General features: G+C 64.9%; 17 protein-coding genes. 7 read left to right on the top strand and 10 right to left on the bottom strand.

The window, feature by feature from the left end; genetic code table 11:
- Nucleotides 1-48 precede the first annotated feature (48 nt).
- Both LB528_RS20620 and LB528_RS20615 read left to right on the top strand, forming a co-directional pair.
- Complete coding sequence (locus tag LB528_RS20620; RefSeq protein WP_224716101.1) at nucleotides 49-525, top strand: DUF992 domain-containing protein; 477 nt, start codon at nucleotides 49-51, stop codon at nucleotides 523-525.
- A 227-nt stretch (nucleotides 526-752) separates the two neighbouring features.
- Nucleotides 753-2069 carry an MFS transporter gene (locus LB528_RS20615; RefSeq protein WP_224716100.1) on the top strand — a complete coding sequence of 439 codons (1317 nt, stop codon included), beginning with the start codon at nucleotides 753-755 and terminating at the stop codon, nucleotides 2067-2069.
- A 48-nt stretch (nucleotides 2070-2117) separates the two neighbouring features.
- Here LB528_RS20615 and coaBC read toward each other — a convergent pair whose 3' ends face one another.
- From coaBC to ubiE, 3 genes are all read right to left on the bottom strand, one after another.
- Nucleotides 2118-3593 carry a bifunctional phosphopantothenoylcysteine decarboxylase/phosphopantothenate--cysteine ligase CoaBC gene (gene coaBC, locus LB528_RS20610; RefSeq protein WP_224716099.1) on the bottom strand — a complete coding sequence of 492 codons (1476 nt, stop codon included), beginning with the start codon at nucleotides 3591-3593 and terminating at the stop codon, nucleotides 2118-2120.
- Nucleotides 3594-3665: 72 nt separating this feature from the next.
- Nucleotides 3666-5240 (bottom strand): 2-polyprenylphenol 6-hydroxylase, encoded by a 1575-nt coding sequence (gene ubiB, locus LB528_RS20605; protein ID WP_224716098.1) that lies wholly within the window; start codon nucleotides 5238-5240, stop codon nucleotides 3666-3668.
- Between the two features lie 58 nt (nucleotides 5241-5298).
- Nucleotides 5299-6075 carry a bifunctional demethylmenaquinone methyltransferase/2-methoxy-6-polyprenyl-1,4-benzoquinol methylase UbiE gene (gene ubiE / locus LB528_RS20600; RefSeq protein WP_224716097.1) on the bottom strand — a complete coding sequence of 259 codons (777 nt, stop codon included), beginning with the start codon at nucleotides 6073-6075 and terminating at the stop codon, nucleotides 5299-5301.
- Nucleotides 6076-6243: 168 nt separating this feature from the next.
- On the opposite strand from ubiE, the gene LB528_RS20595 reads away from it, so the two are divergent.
- The 3 genes from LB528_RS20595 to LB528_RS20585 all read left to right on the top strand — a co-directional run bounded on the left by LB528_RS20595 (nucleotide 6244) and on the right by LB528_RS20585 (nucleotide 8778).
- Nucleotides 6244-7218, top strand: a complete 975-nt coding sequence (locus LB528_RS20595) for an adenosine deaminase (protein WP_224513945.1) — start codon at nucleotides 6244-6246, stop codon at nucleotides 7216-7218.
- 158 nt (nucleotides 7219-7376) lie between these two features.
- Nucleotides 7377-8006, top strand: a complete 630-nt coding sequence (gene upp / locus LB528_RS20590; RefSeq protein WP_224513943.1) for a uracil phosphoribosyltransferase — start codon at nucleotides 7377-7379, stop codon at nucleotides 8004-8006.
- Nucleotides 8007-8211: 205 nt separating this feature from the next.
- On the top strand, nucleotides 8212-8778 hold the full coding sequence (locus LB528_RS20585; RefSeq protein WP_224716096.1) for a TIGR02281 family clan AA aspartic protease: 567 nt from the start codon (nucleotides 8212-8214) through the stop codon (nucleotides 8776-8778).
- Between the two features lie 6 nt (nucleotides 8779-8784).
- Here LB528_RS20585 and deoA read toward each other — a convergent pair whose 3' ends face one another.
- Genes deoA through LB528_RS20555 form a run of 6 tightly spaced genes read right to left on the bottom strand, consistent with a single transcriptional unit; the run spans nucleotide 8785 to nucleotide 15013 of the window.
- Nucleotides 8785-10101, bottom strand: a complete 1317-nt coding sequence (deoA, locus tag LB528_RS20580) for a thymidine phosphorylase (protein WP_224716095.1) — start codon at nucleotides 10099-10101, stop codon at nucleotides 8785-8787.
- On the bottom strand, nucleotides 10101-10922 hold the full coding sequence (locus LB528_RS20575; protein ID WP_263487390.1) for a purine-nucleoside phosphorylase: 822 nt from the start codon (nucleotides 10920-10922) through the stop codon (nucleotides 10101-10103). The genes deoA and LB528_RS20575 overlap by 1 nt, the downstream gene beginning before the upstream one ends.
- Nucleotides 10919-11311, bottom strand: coding sequence for a cytidine deaminase (gene cdd / locus LB528_RS20570; RefSeq protein WP_224514043.1), 393 nt, complete (start codon nucleotides 11309-11311; stop codon nucleotides 10919-10921). The genes LB528_RS20575 and cdd overlap by 4 nt, the downstream gene beginning before the upstream one ends.
- Nucleotides 11312-11371: 60 nt before the next feature.
- The gene (locus LB528_RS20565) at nucleotides 11372-12343 is read right to left on the bottom strand and encodes an ABC transporter permease (RefSeq protein WP_224716093.1); all 972 of its coding nucleotides are present in this window, start codon (nucleotides 12341-12343) and stop codon (nucleotides 11372-11374) included.
- A 1-nt stretch (nucleotide 12344) separates the two neighbouring features.
- Entirely contained in the window at nucleotides 12345-13484 is a 1140-nt protein-coding gene (locus tag LB528_RS20560) for an ABC transporter permease (RefSeq protein ID WP_224716092.1), read from the bottom strand.
- Nucleotides 13481-15013: an ABC transporter ATP-binding protein gene (locus tag LB528_RS20555; RefSeq protein WP_224513930.1), complete on the bottom strand. Its 1533-nt coding sequence runs from the start codon at nucleotides 15011-15013 to the stop codon at nucleotides 13481-13483. The genes LB528_RS20560 and LB528_RS20555 overlap by 4 nt, the downstream gene beginning before the upstream one ends.
- A 263-nt stretch (nucleotides 15014-15276) precedes the next feature.
- Here LB528_RS20555 and LB528_RS20550 point away from each other — a divergent pair, with 263 nt between their 5' ends.
- Both LB528_RS20550 and LB528_RS20545 read left to right on the top strand, forming a co-directional pair.
- Nucleotides 15277-15486, top strand: a complete 210-nt coding sequence (locus tag LB528_RS20550) for a SlyX family protein (RefSeq protein ID WP_224716091.1) — start codon at nucleotides 15277-15279, stop codon at nucleotides 15484-15486.
- A 22-nt stretch (nucleotides 15487-15508) separates the two neighbouring features.
- A complete protein-coding gene (locus LB528_RS20545) occupies nucleotides 15509-15916 on the top strand; it encodes a hypothetical protein (RefSeq protein WP_224716090.1) in 408 nt (135 codons plus the stop codon).
- On the opposite strand, the gene LB528_RS20540 is transcribed toward LB528_RS20545, so the two are convergent.
- Nucleotides 15911-16174, bottom strand: a complete 264-nt coding sequence (locus LB528_RS20540; protein WP_263487389.1) for a GNAT family N-acetyltransferase — start codon at nucleotides 16172-16174, stop codon at nucleotides 15911-15913. The two genes, LB528_RS20545 and LB528_RS20540, sit on opposite strands and share 6 nt — an antisense overlap.
- Nucleotides 16175-16199: the final 25 nt, after the last annotated feature.

Below are 16199 nucleotides of genomic sequence, written 5' to 3'. Positions count from 1 at the left end.
CCTCGATCGTTTAGGCCGGGGCCAAATTTTCGCGAAAGGACCTTTCCAATGATCAAAACACTTGCCTGTGCCGCTGCCGCGCTTGTCGCCACGGTCCTCGCTTCTCCGGTAAACGCCGGCACGCTCCGGCTCGGCACGCTCGATTGCACCATCGACGGCGGCGTCGGCTACGTCATCACCTCGAACAAGGGCGTGTCCTGCGTCTTTCGCCCCTCCCATCACGGCCCGGCCGAGATTTATACCGGGATGATCTCCAAGCTCGGCGTCGACGTCGGTAAGACGCATCAGGGCCAGCTCGTCTGGGCGGTGCTTGCCGCCACCCGCAGCCATGATGCGGGCGATCTCGCCGGCAGCTATTACGGCGTCAACGCCGAGGCGAGCGTCGTCACTGGCGGCGGCGCCAACGTCCTGGTCGGCGGCTTGGACAGCGCCTTCATGCTGGAGCCGCTCAGCGTGCAGGCGCAGACCGGCCTCAACCTGGCCGTCACCGTGGCGTCGTTGGATCTCGTCCACTCCTATAAGTGAGCCTTCGGCTTTTCAAATTCATTGCGCGGCACTCGGCCCGGAACATCTGTTCCGGGCCGAGTGCTTTGGAAAGCCGGATTCCTTCGGCGCCAATGGTGGCTTGCCCCGAATTCGCGAAAAAGCCTGTTGAGCTCAACTGCGCTTGAGGTTCTACAAGCCCTGCCGAACTGGATCTTGCCCCTCGTTCGCAACGCGGATGAGGTGCGCAAAACAAGCAGGAGATCGGCGTGACGGCAGCGAGCGGCAACAAAGTGGCCAGCAACAGAGTGGATTGGCGGGCGCTGTGGGCAAGCGGCGACCTGGCGCGCTTCTGCTTCGTCAGCCTCGGCATTCTGCTGCATGCCACCAACGAAACAATGGTGGCAACGGTGATGCCGGCCATGGTCGGCGAACTGGCGGGCGTGCAGCTGGTCGGCTGGTCGCTGGCGATCTACGAGCTCGGCGCGATCGTCGCCGGCGCCGCTGCGGGCCGGCTGGTCGCTGGTATCGCTGGCTTCGTCTCGGTCGAGCGCCTGTTTCCACGCAACATCTGGCCGCAGCTCTTCGGCATCATGTCCGCGATCTGGGGCGTCGCCGCCTTCAGCGGCCCGATGCTCGGAGCTCTCATGACCGAATTCCTGTCGTGGCGCTGGGCTTTCGGCGTATTCACCTTCGGCGGCGCGGCGATGGCGCTGGCAAGCTTCGTCGTGCTCGACACGCCTGAAGCGAGGAAGCCGCAGGCGAGCGGCGGCAAGGCACCGCCCTTCCCTTATCCGGCGCTCGCCGTTCTCGCGCTCAGCGTCGTGCTGATCGCCGCCGCCGGCGTCGATATCGCCCTGTTGCGCTCGTCGCTGCTCCTCTTCCTCGGCGTGACCGGCCTGGCGCTTTTCTTCCGCGTGGATGCGCTTAGACCGCAATCCCGGCTCTTCCCGTCGCCTCTGTTTTCATGGCGCTCGCCGCTTGGCAGCAGCATGACGATGGTTGCGGCATTCTCCATGGCGACCTGCACCTTCACCATTTACGGGCCGCTGCTTCTGACCACGTTGCACGGCATTCCGATCCTGACCACCGGCTACATCATCGCCGCAGAATCGATCGCCTGGTCGATCCTGTCGATCCTCATCGCCAATGCACCGCTGGAGCGCGAGAGGCTGATCATCGTCGTCGGCGCCCTGATGATCGCCTCCGGCCTCGCCGGCTTCGCCTACACAATCCCGGCAGGCTCGATCCCGCTGATCCTGCTCTGCGCCCTTTTGCAGGGCGGCGGCTTCGGCGTTTGCTGGCCCTTTCTCACGCGCGTCATCGTCGCCTCGGCCCGCGACGGTGAGCAGACCATCGCCTCGGCCGCCGTGCCGACCATGCAGCGCATCGGCTATGCCGTAGGCGCCGCGCTTGCCGGCATCGTCGCCAATGCCAGCGGCTTCTCGGAAGGCCTGAACCGTGAAGCGGCCGCAGGCGTCGCCGGCTGGCTGTTTATGGCCTTCGTGCCCCTCGGCGTGTTCGGCTGCCTGGCGGCGCTGAGGATATTCTCAGCGGCAAACCGGCCGAGATTGGCAGCGGGTTGACGGGATGTCATGGCGGCCGCGGCCGAGGCGCCGGCTTGCCGCTCGGTCTCAGACGACGACAGTCTGCTGCAGCCGCTCCGCAATCAGCGCGGCGAGCCGCGCCGCCACTTCGTCCTTGCCCATTTCCGGCCATTCCTCGACGCCGGTCCTGGAGACGATGCGCACCTTGTTGCGGTCGCCGCCCATCACGCCGGACGGACCGATGCCGCTTTCATGCGAGACGTCATTGGCGACGATGAAGTCGGCGCCCTTCTTCTTCAGCTTGGCCTCGGCATTGGCGATCAGATCCTGCGTCTCGGCGGCGAAGCCGACGACGAGGCCCGGCCGCTGCGCGTGGTGGCCGATGCCGGCCAGGATGTCCGGGTTCTCGACCATCTGCAGCGAAGGCGGCCCTTTGCCCGCCACCTTCTTGATCTTCTCGCCGGCGGCGTTTTCCGTGCGCCAGTCGGCGACAGCGGCAACGAACACGGCGGCATCCGCCGGCAGCAGGCTCTCGACCGCTTGCTTCATCTGCGCGGCCGTTTCGACGTGGGTGGTCGCGACGCCGGCCGGATCGGCGACGGTGACCGGGCCGGAGACAAGCCTGACATCGGCGCCGAGCTTAGCCAAGGCGGCCGCGATGGCATGGCCCTGCTTGCCGGACGAGCGGTTGGCGATGTAGCGCACCGGATCGATCGGCTCATGCGTCGGGCCGGAGGTGACGATGATCCTGCGGCCGGCAAGCGGTTTCGGCTTCTCGTCGAGCATCGCCTCGATCGCGGCGACGATCTCCAGCGGCTCGGCCATGCGGCCCTCGCCCGCTTCGTTGCTTTCGGCCATCTCGCCCTTGGCGGGGCCGACAAAGGCGACGCCGTCCTTCTGCAAGGTGGCCCGATTGCGCCGCGTTGCCGGATGCCCCCACATCTTCGGGTTCATCGCCGGCGCCATCAGCACCTTCTTGTCGGTGGCCAGAAGCACCGTCGAGGCAAGGTCGTTGGCATGACCATTGGCGAGCTTCGCCATCAGGTCCGCGGTTGCCGGCGCAACGACCAGCAGGTCGGCCGCGCGCGACAGCCTGATATGGCCGACATCGTGCTCGTCATTGCGGTCGAACAGCTCGGTGAAGACATGGTCGGCCGAAAGCGCGCCGACCGACAGCGTGGTGACGAATTCCTGCGCGGCCGACGTCATCACCACCCGCACCGACGCGCCCCGCTCGCGCAACCGTCGGATCAGATCGAGCGCCTTGTAGGCCGCGATGCCGCCGCCGATGATGAGCAGGATGCGCTTGCCGGAGAGAGAACCTCGCGAAACTGATTTGGCGGATGCGGCTACAACTGGCGCCGCCTGCTCCTTTGAGCCTGTCAGCGCACGCAGCTTTTCTTCGATCTGACCGATGCGGTCGGCCTGCCCTGCCCGGCCTTCGACCGCGGCGCGTATCATCGCTCGTGCCTGCTCCTCCATCGAGCAGCCATTTTCGGCCGCGAGTTGCCGGAGCAGGTCCTTGACCCCGTCATCCAGATTGCGGATCGTGATGCTGGCCATGTGATTGCACTCGCTTCAGCTAACGCTTGCAATGATAGCAATGCAATCAATCGGCGACAAGCCGTGTGGCGGTCAGAGCAATTTCCATGCTACGTAGATCAGCGTCAGCGCGATCACCCACAGCGCCACGCGGCCGGAGCGGGTGTGGCGCGCTTCTGCTCTCCCTATCGCGTGCGCGGTCGCCTCGTCGAAGCGCAGGCCGTTTTCCGCCATCAAATCGATCTCGCGCGACAGCCGCTCGGTGCGGGCCACAAGATCCGGCGCCTGCCTTGCCAGCGACACAAGGGCTCTGCCCGCGTCGCGCGCGTCGGTGAGCATGCCGCGCGGGCCGAGATTGCCCGCGATCCAGTCGCTGACCACAGGCTCGGACGTCTTCCACATGTTGAAGGCCGGATCGAGCGTGCGGGCGACGCCTTCGACAACCACCATGGTCTTCTGCAAAAGCACCAGCTCGGTCCGCGTCGCCATATCGAACAGCTCGGTGACTTCGAACAGCAGCGTCAGCAGCTTCGCCATCGAGATGGTCTCCGCCGACTGGCCGTGGATCGGCTCGCCGATGGCGCGGATCGCCTGCGCGAAGGCCGAGACATTGTGTTGGCGCGGCACGTAGCCCGCCTCGAAATGCACCTCGGCGACGCGCTGATAGTCGCGCACGATGAAGCCGTAGAGGATCTCGGCGAGGAAGCGCCGCTCCTTCTTGCCGAGCCGGCCTGCAATGCCGAGATCGACGGCGACGATGGTGCCGTTGGCCTCGACGAACAGGTTGCCCGGATGCATGTCAGCATGGAAGAAGCCGTCGCGCAACGTGTGCCTGAGGAACGACTGGACCACATTGGCCGCAATCGCCCTGAGGTCGTGGCCGGCAGCGGCGAGGCCGGCCAGATCGTTCATCTTGATGCCGTCGATCCACTCCATGGTGAGGACATCGCGGCCGGTCCGCTCCCAGTCGACCGCTGGCACGCGAAAACCCGGATCGTCCTTGGTGTTCTCGCCGAGTTCGGAAAGCGCGGCCGCCTCGAGCCTCAGATCCATCTCGATTCTGGTGGTCTGCGCCAGCGTCTCGGTCACCTCGACCGGGCGCAAGCGACGCGACGCGGGGATGTATTTCTCCTGCAGGCGGGCGGCAAGGAAGTAGCTTTCGAGGTCCTGAAAGAAGCGGCGCCGCACGCCGGGCCGGATGACCTTCACCGCCACGCGCGAAGGGCTACCCTCGCGCACGACTTCGGCGCAGTGCACCTGCGCGATCGAAGCCGCCGCCACCGGCTCGCCGAAGCCGGCATAGAGGTCGTCTATCCTGCGTCCGAGCGAGGCTTCGATTGCATGAACCGCTTCCACCCTCGGAAAAGTGTGCATCTTGTCCTGCAGCAATGCGAGATCCAGCGCCATGTCGTTGCCGACGACATCGGGCCGCGTCGCCAGGAACTGGCCGAGCTTGACGTAGGAGGGCCCGAGCCGCACCACCGCCCGCGCCAGCCTGTCGCCGCGCTGATAGCTCAACGCCCGGCGGCGGGTGAAAAGCCGCGCCACACGCCAGCCGAATTTCGGCATGCCTGAGAGCTCTTCGCCCGGCAACGCCGCGACGACGCCCTCGCGGACCAGCACCCAGCCGGCCCGGGCGAGCCTGAAGGCGGCGGCGACGCTGCTCATAGCGCTGCCTGCCTCAAAGGGGCCTGTTTCAAAGCGGCCTGCTGCAAAGGGCTGCGCCTCAAAGCTTCCAGCCAGAATGAAGGGCGGCGATGCCGCCCGAATAGTTGCGGAAGGTGACGCGGTCGAAGCCGGCGCGGGTGATCATCGCTGCGAAATTCTGCTGGTTGGGGAACTTACGAATGGATTCGACCAGATAAGAGTAGGGCTCATCGTCGCCTGTCACCGCCTTGCCGATTCTGGGGATCGCGTTGAACGACCAGGCCTCATAGGTCTTGTCGAGCAGCGGCATGTCGACCTCGGAGAACTCCAGGCACAGAAACCGTCCGCCGCGCTTCAGCACGCGATAGGCTTCGGCAAGCGCGACCTCGATGCGCGGCACGTTGCGGATGCCGAACGCGATCGTATAGGCGTCGAAGCTATCATCCTCGAACGGCAGCGCCTCGGCATTGGCCTCGACGAAATCGGTGTTTGCGGCAAGCCCCAGCTTCTCGGCGCGGTCGCGGCCGACGGTCAGCATCGAGCCATTGATGTCGAGCACCGTGGCATGGGCCTGGCGCTGGCTGGCCTCGACGATGCGGAAGGCGATATCGCCGGTGCCGCCGGCGACATCGAGCACTTTCCAGCCCGGCCGCTTCGGCGGATTGAGCCAGGCGACCATCGCGTCCTTCCACAGCCGATGCAACCCGGCCGACATCAGATCGTTCATCAGGTCGTATCGATTGGCCACCTTATGGAAGACGTCGTTGACCAGGGGCTGCTTCTCGCCTGCCCCGACCTTTCTGAAACCATAGGAGGTTTCCATGCCGCCCGCGGCCGTGGTTCTCTCAACTGACATTATTTTGATCCGCCATAAAATCGGCGGGACCATAGCCGATCGATGGTGCCGACGCTATTGTCCAAGGCGCGGTTTTCGGCCGCGCTTTCAAAACCCTGCCGGGAAAGGTCTTGCATGATTTTCCGGCCAGCACCTGTGCGAGAGCAGCATACCGGACGGGATGACCGCATGATTTTGAAGGCCGAGCTGCACTGCCACATCGAAGGGGCGGCAGCGCCCGAGCTTGTCCTCAGCCAGGCCCGCAAATACGGCAAGGATCCTTCGCCCTATATCCAGGACGGCTCCTTCGTCTGGCACGATTTCACCTCGTTTCTCGCGGCTTACGATTTCGCTTCCGACCTGTTCCGCAGTGAAGAGGATTATGCGCGCCTTGCCGACTATTATCTGACCAGCCTCGCCCGCGATGGCGCCATCTATTCCGAGGTTTTCACCTCGCCGGATCATGCCAAAAAGGCCGGGCTGTCGCCAAAAGCCTATACGGATGCGCTGGGCGAAGGCATGGCCCGCGCGAGAGCCAAGACCGGCATCGAGGGACGCATGATCGTCACCGGCGTGCGCCATGTCGGCGTCGAGGCGATCGAGCAGGCGGCGCGCTTCGCGGCGCGCTGCGGTCATCCGCTGGTGACCGGTTTCGGCGTCGCCGGCGACGAGCGCATCGGCGATTTCGAAGATTATGTGCGCGCCTTCGAGATCGCGCGCGAAGCGGGCCTCGGCATCACCATCCATGCCGGCGAGCTGATGGGCTGGGAAAGTGTGGCGGCGGCTCTCGACCACATCCGCCCGTCCCGCATCGGCCATGGCGTTCGCGCCATCGAGAACCCCGACCTTGTCCGCCGCATAGCCGACCAGGGCGTGGTGCTGGAATGCTGCCCAGGCTCCAACATCGCGCTGAAAGTCTTCGACAGCTTCGCCGACCACCCCTTTCCGGCGCTGCGCGCCGCCGGCTGCAAGGTGACGCTCAACTCCGACGACCCGCCCTATTTCTGGACTTCGCTGAAGCGCGAATACGATATCGCCGCCGAGCATTTCCGCATGGACGACAAGGCGCTCACCGGCATCACTCGGACGGCCATCGAGGCGGCCTTCGTGGATAAGAAGACCAAGGCGATGCTGCTAGGCCGGTTAGACGTGAAGGTGCGGTGAGTGAGTAGGGGAGTAGTCGGTAGTCAGTAGTTATGCATTTGGCCGAGCGCGCATAGATCGGTTGAAGGCCGGAGCTTTCCCCGAGGCAAGGACTCGCAAATCGGCTCACTATTCACTACTCACTACTGACTACTACCCCGAACCAGTCGGAGCACATCATGCAGGGCGTCACCGTCGTCGACCACCCCCTTGTCCAGCACAAGTTGAGCATCATGCGCAAGAAGGAGACCTCGACGGCCGGTTTCCGGCGGCTGCTGCGTGAGATTTCGCTTCTGCTCGGCTACGAGGTGACCCGCAATCTCGAGCTGACCACGACCATGATCGAGACCCCGATCGAGGAGATGGAGGCGCCGACGCTGGAAGGCAAGAAGCTGGTCTTCGCCTCGGTGCTGCGCGCCGGCAACGGCCTGCTCGAGGGCCTGCTCGACCTGGTGCCGGCCGCCCGCGTCGCCCATATCGGCCTCTACCGCGACCACGAGACGCTGGAAGCGGTCGAATATTTCTTCAAGGCGCCGAGCGACCTTGCCGACCGTCTGGTGATCGTCGTCGATCCGATGCTGGCAACCGCCAATTCGGCGATCGCCGCGATCGACAAGCTGAAGGGACGCGGCGCCACCAACATCCGCTTCCTCTGCCTTCTGGCCGCGCCGGAAGGCATCGAGCGCTTCACCAAGGCGCATCCGGACGTGCCGATCTTCACCGCCTCGATCGACCGGCAGCTGAACGACAAGGGCTACATCATGCCCGGCCTCGGCGATGCCGGCGACCGCATGTACGGGACAAAGTGAGCGCCCTTCTTAACTGGCCGTTTACGCAAGCTTGCGGTTCCCGCACGCGTTAAAGTCGTACACACCATGCCGGGCTTAAGGATGCTGCCTTCGGGAGCAATTCCAGGAAAGTGTGAAGCGGTTTTCCGTTCGGAATTGCCCCGAAACAAAGGGATAGAGCGGTTCAACGTTTCCTTGAAACGATGAAACGCTCCAGGGGGCATCCATGCTGCGCAAGCTTCTTATCCTCGGCATCTTTGCCGGAACCTCGGCTTCGATTCCGATCGTCTATCAGGCTAACCCGCATCTGGTGGACGGCCTGCTGAAGTCGACCGTCGCCTCGCAGCCGGCAGCACCGGAAGCTCAGCCGCAGGTCAATCTCGCTTCGGTCCCGGACAAACCGCCGACGCCGATGCCGCTCGGCCGCCAGGTGCTGGTCAACGCCGATGCGCGCGGCCACTTCACGTCGCAGTTCAAGCTCAACGGCCGCCAGATCGACGGCTTGATCGACACCGGCGCGACGCTGGTCGCCATCAACGCCTCGACCGCGCGCAGGATCGGCATCTCGCTCAACCCGTCCGACTTCAATCGCCAGGTGAACACCGCCAACGGGGTGATTAAAGCCGCCGTGGTGACGGTCGAGCGCCTGCAGATCGGCAAGATCTCCGTCGACGGCGTCCAGGCGATGGTGCTCGACGACAAAGCGTTGCAGACCAACCTGATCGGCATGAGCTTCCTGCAGCGGTTGCAGAAATACCAGGTCCAGAACGGCGCGCTGCTGCTCGTCCAGTAAGTCCGATCAGCGCGGCAGTATCCGCCTGAGCACGGTCTTTTCGGCGGGCGGTTTGGAACCGCCGATCGTATAAGCCGCTCGCACGGCCGCCGCCGCCGCCTCGGCCTCCGCATTGGTGCGGGCATGCACCAGCGCCAGCGCCTCGCCCGGGCGCAGCTCGGCGCCGACCGGCAACAGCCGGGTCAGACCGACGGCATGATCGATTTTGTCGTCCGGATGGGAGCGCCCGCCGCCGAGCGTGACGACGGCAAGCCCGATGTCCCGCGTGGCGATGCCGGTCACGAACCCTTCCTGTTCCGCTTTGACGGCCAGTTCGACCGGCGCCGTCGGCAGATAATTCTCCGGCTTCTCGATGAAATCGCCGGGACCGCCAAGCGCGGAAACCATCCGCGCGAACACGGCTGCGGCACGGCCGCCGGCGAGCGCTTCGGTGGCGCGCCTGGTACCGTCCTGGTAGGACGAGACGAGGCCCGCCGCCTGCAGCATCTCGGCGGCGAGAGCCAGCGTCACCTCCTCCAGCCGGCGGTCGCGATAGCGGCCGGTGAGAAAATCGACGCCATTCTTCACCTCGACCGCATTGCCGGCGGCCGAGGCCAGCGGCTCGTTCATACCCGTCACCAGCGCCGAGGCGCTCAGGCCGGCGCCATTGGCCACCTCGACCAGGCTGTTCGCCAGGGCGGCCGCGTCGCGCGACTTTTCCATGAAGGCGCCGTTGCCGACCTTGACGTCGAGCACCAGCGAGCCCAAGCCCGCGGCCAGCTTCTTCGACAGGATCGAGGCGGTGATCAGCGGGACCGATTCGACCGTGCCGGTGACGTCGCGGATCGCGTAGAGCCGGCGGTCGGCCGGCGCGAGATTGGCAGTCTGGCCGATGATGGCGCAACCGGTCTCGAGCACCGTCTTGCGAAAAAGCGCCACGTCCGGCTGGCTGGCATAGCCGGGGATGGCATCCATCTTGTCCAGCGTGCCGCCGGTGTGGCCGAGGCCGCGGCCCGAGATCATCGGCACATAAGCGCCGCAGGCGGCGACGATCGGCGCCAGCATCAGCGAGACATTGTCGCCGACGCCGCCGGTCGAATGCTTGTCGGTGACCGGGCCCGGCAGGTCGGACCAGTCGAGCACGTCGCCGGAATCGCGCATGGCGATCGTCAGCGCGACGGCTTCCTCACGGCTCATGCCGTTGAGGAAAGCCGCCATCGCAAAAGCGCCGACCTGGCCCTCGGAGATGGTGCCGGCCGTCAGCCCGGCAACGAAGGCTGCGATCTCGTCGGCCGAGAGTTTGTGGCCGTCGCGTTTGCGACGGATGATCTCCTGCGGAAGCATCAGTCGGGCAAGCCGTCCTGGAAGACGCGCCGCAGGATCGTCGCCAGCCGCGCGCCGCCGACCGGCGCCATGTCCTTGGTTTCCTGGTGTGAGAGTTCCGCTCCCGTCATGCCGGCCGCCAGGTTGGTGACGACCGAGCAGGCGGCGACCTTGAGCCCGAGGAAGCGGGCGAGGATGACCTCCGGCACGGTAGACATGCCGACGGCGTTGGCCCCCATGACGCGCGCCATGCGGATCTCGGCCGGCGTTTCGAAGCATGGTCCCGAGAACCACATATAGACGCCTTGATGCAGCGCGGTTCCCGTTGCCTTCGCCGCTTTCTCGATCGCCTTGCGCAGGCCCGCATCATAGGCCTCCGTGAGGCCGACGAAGCGGCGGTCGCTCGGCTCGCCGATCAGCGGGTTGGAGCCGGAGAAATTGATGTGGTCAGTGATCAGCATCACCGAGCCCGGTCCCATTTCTGGGTCCACCGAGCCGGCGGCATTGGTGAGGATGAGGTGCGAGATGCCGATGCCGGCAAGCACCTCAAGCGCCGGACGCATCGCGGCCGCGTTGCCATGCTCGTAATAATGCGCCCGGCCGGACAACATCAGCACCGGCGTGCCGGCGAAATGCCCGGCCACCACCTCGCCGGCATGGCCGGAGACACCGCTGCGCGGGAATCCCGGCAATTCGGCATAGGAAATGCGCCTGGCATCCTTGACCTGATCGACCAGCCCCCCGAGGCCCGAGCCCAGCACGAGCGCCACTGTGGGCGCTAGCCCGTCCAGCTTCTCGACCAGATGATCCAGCGCTTCCTTCATTTCAGCCCCGCTCTTCATTTCAATATGTCGCCCCTGAAGCCGTAGGGCAGCATGTCGCCCATGGTCACCGTCTCGGCCACGCCGCTATTGTCGCACAGATAGAGCTTCGTCTCCGGCCGGCAGAATTCCGCCAGCCGCTGCCGGCAGCCGCCGCAGGGCGAGCATTTGGCCATGCGTTCGGCGATCACCGCGATCTCGATGATCTTGCCGCCGCCGCCCATGATGTAGTGGCCAAGCGCCGTCGTCTCCGCGCACCAGCCTTCCGGATAGGACGCCACCTCGATGTTGGCGCCGGTGAAGACGCGCCCGTCCTCCGTGCGCAGCGCTGCGCCCACCGGGAACTTCGAATAGGGCGCATAGGCCTTGGCCATCGCCGTCTTCGCCGCCTCGAACAGATCATGCGACATCCGGTTCTTCTCTCCCACGATCTTGTTCAAATGCCGGTCGCCGCTGGACGAAATTGCGCCTTAGCGTTCCTTCACGTAAGGCACGCCGCCGGCGCGCGGCGGAATGGCCTTGCCGATGAAGCCGGCGAGCAGGATGACGGTGAGCACATAGGGCAGCGCCTGCATGAACTGCACCGGCACCTTGCCGATGATCGGCAGCGGCGAGCCCTGCAGGCGGATCGCTGCGGCATCGAGGAAGCCGAACAAAAGGCAGGCGAACATGGCGTTGACCGGCTTCCATTTGGCGAAGATGAGCGCCGCCAGCGCGATATAGCCCTTGCCCGCAGTCATGTCCTTCACGAAGCCGCCATTCTGCACCATCGAGAGATAGGCGCCGGCGACCCCGGTGAGAATGCCGGTGCAGATCAGCGCGCGATAGCGCAGCCAGGCGACCGAGATACCGGCGGTATCGACGGCGGCCGGGTTTTCACCGACGGCACGCATCCTCAGCCCAAAGCGGGTGCGAAACAGCACCCACCAGGTGAACGGCACCATGGCAAAGGCGAAATAGACCAGGATCGAATGGCCGGAGATTAGCTCGCCATAGATCGGACCGATGACCGGCACATCCCTGACCGCGTCGGCGCCGGGCCAGGTGATCGCCTCGAAGCGCTCGCTCGGCTGCAGCGCCGGCGTGCGCCCGCCCTGCTGGAACCAGGCCTGGCCGAGGATGATGGTCGATCCGGCGGCGATGAAATTGATCGCCACGCCGGAGACGATCTGGTTGCCGCGATGCGTGATCGAGGCGAAGCCGTGCACCAGCGCGAAGGCGACGGAGATCAGCACCGCCGTGCCGAGACCGATCAGCGCCGAGTGGAAGACGGCGGCGGCCGACGCTCCGGCAAAGGCGCCGACCAGCATCTTGCCTTCGAGCCCGATGTCGAAGATGCCGGCCCGTTCCGAATAGAGGCCCGCCAGGCAGGCGAGCAGCAGCGGCACCGAAAGGCGGATCGTCGAATCGAGCACCTGGACGATTGCGTTGAACATGTCCATCTCAGGCCCCCGTGCCTTTGACCGCCCGCATGCCGACCGACTTCGGACTGACCGAGGCAAACAGCGCCTGGATGTAAGGCCTGAACATGTGTTCCAGCGCGCCGGCAAAGAGGATGACCAAGCCCTGGATGATGACGATCATGTCGCGGCTGATCGCCGGCATCTCGAAGGCAAGCTCGGCGCCGCCCTGGTAGAGCATGCCGAACAGGATCGCCGCCAAGACGATGCCGACCGGATGCAGCCGGCCCATCAGCGCCACCGCGATGCCGACATAGCCGGCGCCGGACACGAAATCGATCGCGACATTATGCTGATCGCCCATCACCGGGTTGAGTGCCATCATGCCGGCCAAGGCGCCCGAGATCATCATCGCGGTGATGATGATGCGCGTTTCCGATATGCCTGCGTAGCGCGCCGCCTTCGGGCTGTGGCCATAGGTGCGCATCTCATAGCCCAGCCTGGTGCGCCAGATCAAAAGCCAGACCAGGAAGGCCATGACCAGCGCCAGCAGGAAGCAGATGTTGAGCGGCGCGGAACGTATCTTGGCGCCGAACAATTCGATGATCCAGTTGAGCTTCGGCAGTTCGGCGCCGGCGAGGAAATTGCGCGTCTGCGGCGCCTGCGAGCCGGCCGGCTTCAGCGGGCCGACCAGCAGATAGACCATCACCGAGGCCGCGATGAAGTTGAACATGATGGTGGTGATGACGATGTGCGAGCCGCGCTTGGCCTGCAGATAGGCCGGGATCAGGCCCCACAGCGCGCCGAACGCCGCCGCGGCAATGATCGCGATGGGAAAGATCACCCACCAGGGCAGCACGCTGTCGAAGCTCAGGCACACCAGCGCGATGCCCAGGCCGCCTATATAGGCCTGGCCCTCGGTGCCGATGTTGAAAAGGCTGCAATGCGCCGCCACCGCCACCGACAGCCCGGTGAAGATGAAGGTCGTGGCGTAGAAGAGCGTGAAGGCTATGCCTGTGCCCTTGCCGAAGGCGCCTTCGACCAGGATGACGGCGGCACGGAACGGATTTTCCCCGACCAGCATGACGACGAAGCCGGCGACGATGAAGGCGACCGCCAGGTTGATCACCGGAATCAACCCATAATCGGCCCAGGCCGGCAGCTTGGCGTAAGGCGTGCTCATTCGGCGGCCTCCTGGTGCTCGACGCCGGCCATGAGCAGGCCGAGCTCCCCTTCGGTCGCGTCAGGGCCGCGCTCGCCGACGACACGGCCGGCGAACATCACCAGGATGCGGTCGGACAGCGAGCGGATCTCGTCGAGCTCGACCGAGACCACCAGCACCGCCTTGCCCTGGTCGCGCATGGCGATCAGCCGCTTGTGGATGAATTCGATGGCGCCGACATCGACGCCGCGCGTCGGCTGACCGACGATCAGCACGCCCGGATCCTGCTCCATCTCCCTGGCCAGCACGATCTTCTGCTGATTGCCGCCGGAGAAATTAGCTGTCTTCAGCCGCGGATTGCCCGGGCGGATGTCGTATTTCTCAATCTTGTCCTTAGCGTCGGCCATGATGGCATCGACGTCGAGGAACGGCCCCTTCAGATAGCGCTCGTCGTCATGATAGCCGAGGATCGAATTCTCGTTCTCCTCGAAGGCGAGCACCAGTCCGACATGGTGGCGGTCCTCCGGTACATGGGCGAGCCCCCGGTCGCGCAATTCGCCGGGATCGGCCTTGCCGGTGAGATCGATCGGCTTGCCTTCCAGCATCACCTCGCCGGAAACCGCATGCCGGATGCCGGAGATTGCCTCCAACAGCTCGGACTGGCCGTTGCCGGCAACGCCGGCGATGCCGACGATCTCGCCGCCGCGCACGTCGAAGGAGACGTTGTCGACCATGGTGACGCCGCGCGAATCCTTCACCGTCAGGTTCTTGACCGAGAGTTTTACGGCGCCAGCTTCCGACTGGCCCTTCTCGACCCGCAGAAGCACGCGCCGGCCGACCATCAGCTCGGCCAGTTCGCCGACCGTGGTCTCCTTCGTCACGCGGGTCGCGACCATCGTGCCCTGGCGCATCACCGAAACCGTGTCGGTGATCGCCATGATCTCGCGCAGCTTGTGCGTGATGAGCACGATGGTTTTTCCTTGATCCTTCAATTGCTTGAGGATGCGGAAGAGGTGGTCGGCCTCGGCCGGCGTCAACACGCCCGTCGGCTCGTCGAGGATCAGGATCTCGGCGCCGCGATAGAGCGCCTTGAGGATTTCGACACGCTGCTGCAGGCCGACCGGCAGCTCTTCGATGATGGCGTCGGGATCGACCTCGAGCCCGTATTCGCGCTCCAGCCGGTCGAGTTCCGAGCGCGCTTTGGCGATGCTGCTTTTCAGCAGCACATCGTTCTCGGCGCCGAGGATGACGTTCTCCAGCACCGTGAAATTGTCGACCAGCATGAAATGCTGGTGCACCATGCCGATGCCGAGCGCGATGGCGTCGTTCGAGGTGTTGATCGACACCGGCTTGCCGCCGACGCGGATTTCGCCGCTGTCGGCCTGGTAGAAACCGTAGAGGATCGACATCAGCGTCGACTTTCCGGCGCCGTTCTCCCCGACAATGCCGTGGATCGTGCCGCGCGCGACCTCCAGGTTGATGTCGCGATTGGCGCGTACGGCGCCAAAACTCTTGTTGATGCCTATGAGCTCGATTGCGGCTTGCGCCATGCAGCCTGTCCCACTCGTTATTTTTTTATCGCTTGGTCAAAATGCCTAGCATGATGCCCCGCCCGTGCCAATTGGCCGGAACGCCATTCACTCTCGACAAATCCCCGCGCCCTTGTCAATTTCGAACCTGAGCAGGTTCCGCAAAAGTCTCCACCGTTTGCAATCAGAATCTGCGGGAACCAACAGAGCATAAGCAGATACTTGTGGGCATCCCACGAATATCTGCTTGGGTGGAGGCTCCACATTCGAAGGGTCGGTTTTGCATGGCAATACCTGACGATCGGTTGACGACGCTGGAAATCCGCGCCGCCGAGCAGGAAAAGACCATCGAGGAACTGTCCGGCCAGATTGCCGAACAGTGGAAGGTGATCGAGCGCATGGAGCGCAAGCTCGCAGCCCTCGCCGACCGTTTCCTGGAATTGGAGGAGCAGACCGCCTCCGACGTGCCGGTGACCAAGCCGCCGCATTGGTGAGAAGCCATGGGGAAAGACGGCCATGTCCACTGAAAGCGACAATGTCGCCAGGGCCGGCGATTATGTCTTTGGCCTGATGAACGACAGGGAACGCGCCCGCGCCGAGCGCGACCTCGAGATCGATCCCGCCTTTCGCGAGACGGTGCTGCGGCTGGCCGAGCGCTTGCGCGCCTTCGATCCCGCGGGGCCCGACGAGCGCGAAAACCGCTGGGAGCTGGTCACGCAACGCCTTGCCGAACTGCCGCAGATGCAGCCGCGGCTGGCCGGCGTCGCCGCCCGCGAGACGGAACCGCCGCCGCCAATGATCCATCGGCTCGAGCGCAAGCCCTATGGGGCCGGCCTGCATTCGCTCGGCGGCAGGCTGGGCTTCGTCATCGCGCTTGCCCTCATGGCGGCCTTTGCGCTCGGCTATCTCGCCGGCACGCTATAGGTCGCGTGACATCAGAAGCATCGGCGCGCCGTCCTGCTCGAAAGTTTCGACTGCCGACCACCCGAGCGCTTCGTAAAAGCCGCGCGCCTGCCAGGTGTAGAGATAGAGCGTTCCGACGCGGGCCGTCGCTGCATGGGCCTCTACGGTTCTGACCAGCGCCGTGCCGACACCGCCGCTTCGATAGGCTTCCTCGACGACCAGTCCGGCCAGCCATGGCGTCAGATTATGCGGCGAACTGATCTCGTCGCGGACGAGCATGCAGCTCCCGACCGGCCGGCCACGA

The organism is Mesorhizobium sp. CA4 (assembly GCF_020165075.1).
Classification (GTDB): domain Bacteria; phylum Pseudomonadota; class Alphaproteobacteria; order Rhizobiales; family Rhizobiaceae; genus Mesorhizobium.
The sequence above is the reverse complement of the archived record's forward strand: the minus strand, read 5'-3'. Positions and strand labels throughout refer to the sequence as shown.

Coding starts and splice junctions, on each gene's coding strand:
- LB528_RS20560 (WP_224716092.1), bottom strand. CDS start 13,484: ATGAGCACGCCTTACGCCAAGCTGCCGGCCTGGGCCGATTATGGGTTG.
- upp (WP_224513943.1), top strand. CDS start 7,377: ATGCAGGGCGTCACCGTCGTCGACCACCCCCTTGTCCAGCACAAGTTG.
- cdd (WP_224514043.1), bottom strand. CDS start 11,311: ATGTCGCATGATCTGTTCGAGGCGGCGAAGACGGCGATGGCCAAGGCC.
- ubiB (WP_224716098.1), bottom strand. CDS start 5,240: ATGAGCAGCGTCGCCGCCGCCTTCAGGCTCGCCCGGGCCGGCTGGGTG.
- LB528_RS20540 (WP_263487389.1), bottom strand. CDS start 16,174: ATGCTCGTCCGCGACGAGATCAGTTCGCCGCATAATCTGACGCCATGG.
- LB528_RS20585 (WP_224716096.1), top strand. CDS start 8,212: ATGCTGCGCAAGCTTCTTATCCTCGGCATCTTTGCCGGAACCTCGGCT.
- deoA (WP_224716095.1), bottom strand. CDS start 10,101: ATGCTTCCGCAGGAGATCATCCGTCGCAAACGCGACGGCCACAAACTC.
- LB528_RS20595 (WP_224513945.1), top strand. CDS start 6,244: ATGATTTTGAAGGCCGAGCTGCACTGCCACATCGAAGGGGCGGCAGCG.
- LB528_RS20565 (WP_224716093.1), bottom strand. CDS start 12,343: ATGGACATGTTCAACGCAATCGTCCAGGTGCTCGATTCGACGATCCGC.
- LB528_RS20545 (WP_224716090.1), top strand. CDS start 15,509: ATGTCCACTGAAAGCGACAATGTCGCCAGGGCCGGCGATTATGTCTTT.
- LB528_RS20575 (WP_263487390.1), bottom strand. CDS start 10,922: ATGAAGAGCGGGGCTGAAATGAAGGAAGCGCTGGATCATCTGGTCGAG.
- coaBC (WP_224716099.1), bottom strand. CDS start 3,593: ATGGCCAGCATCACGATCCGCAATCTGGATGACGGGGTCAAGGACCTG.
- LB528_RS20555 (WP_224513930.1), bottom strand. CDS start 15,013: ATGGCGCAAGCCGCAATCGAGCTCATAGGCATCAACAAGAGTTTTGGC.
- LB528_RS20620 (WP_224716101.1), top strand. CDS start 49: ATGATCAAAACACTTGCCTGTGCCGCTGCCGCGCTTGTCGCCACGGTC.
- ubiE (WP_224716097.1), bottom strand. CDS start 6,075: ATGTCAGTTGAGAGAACCACGGCCGCGGGCGGCATGGAAACCTCCTAT.
- LB528_RS20550 (WP_224716091.1), top strand. CDS start 15,277: ATGGCAATACCTGACGATCGGTTGACGACGCTGGAAATCCGCGCCGCC.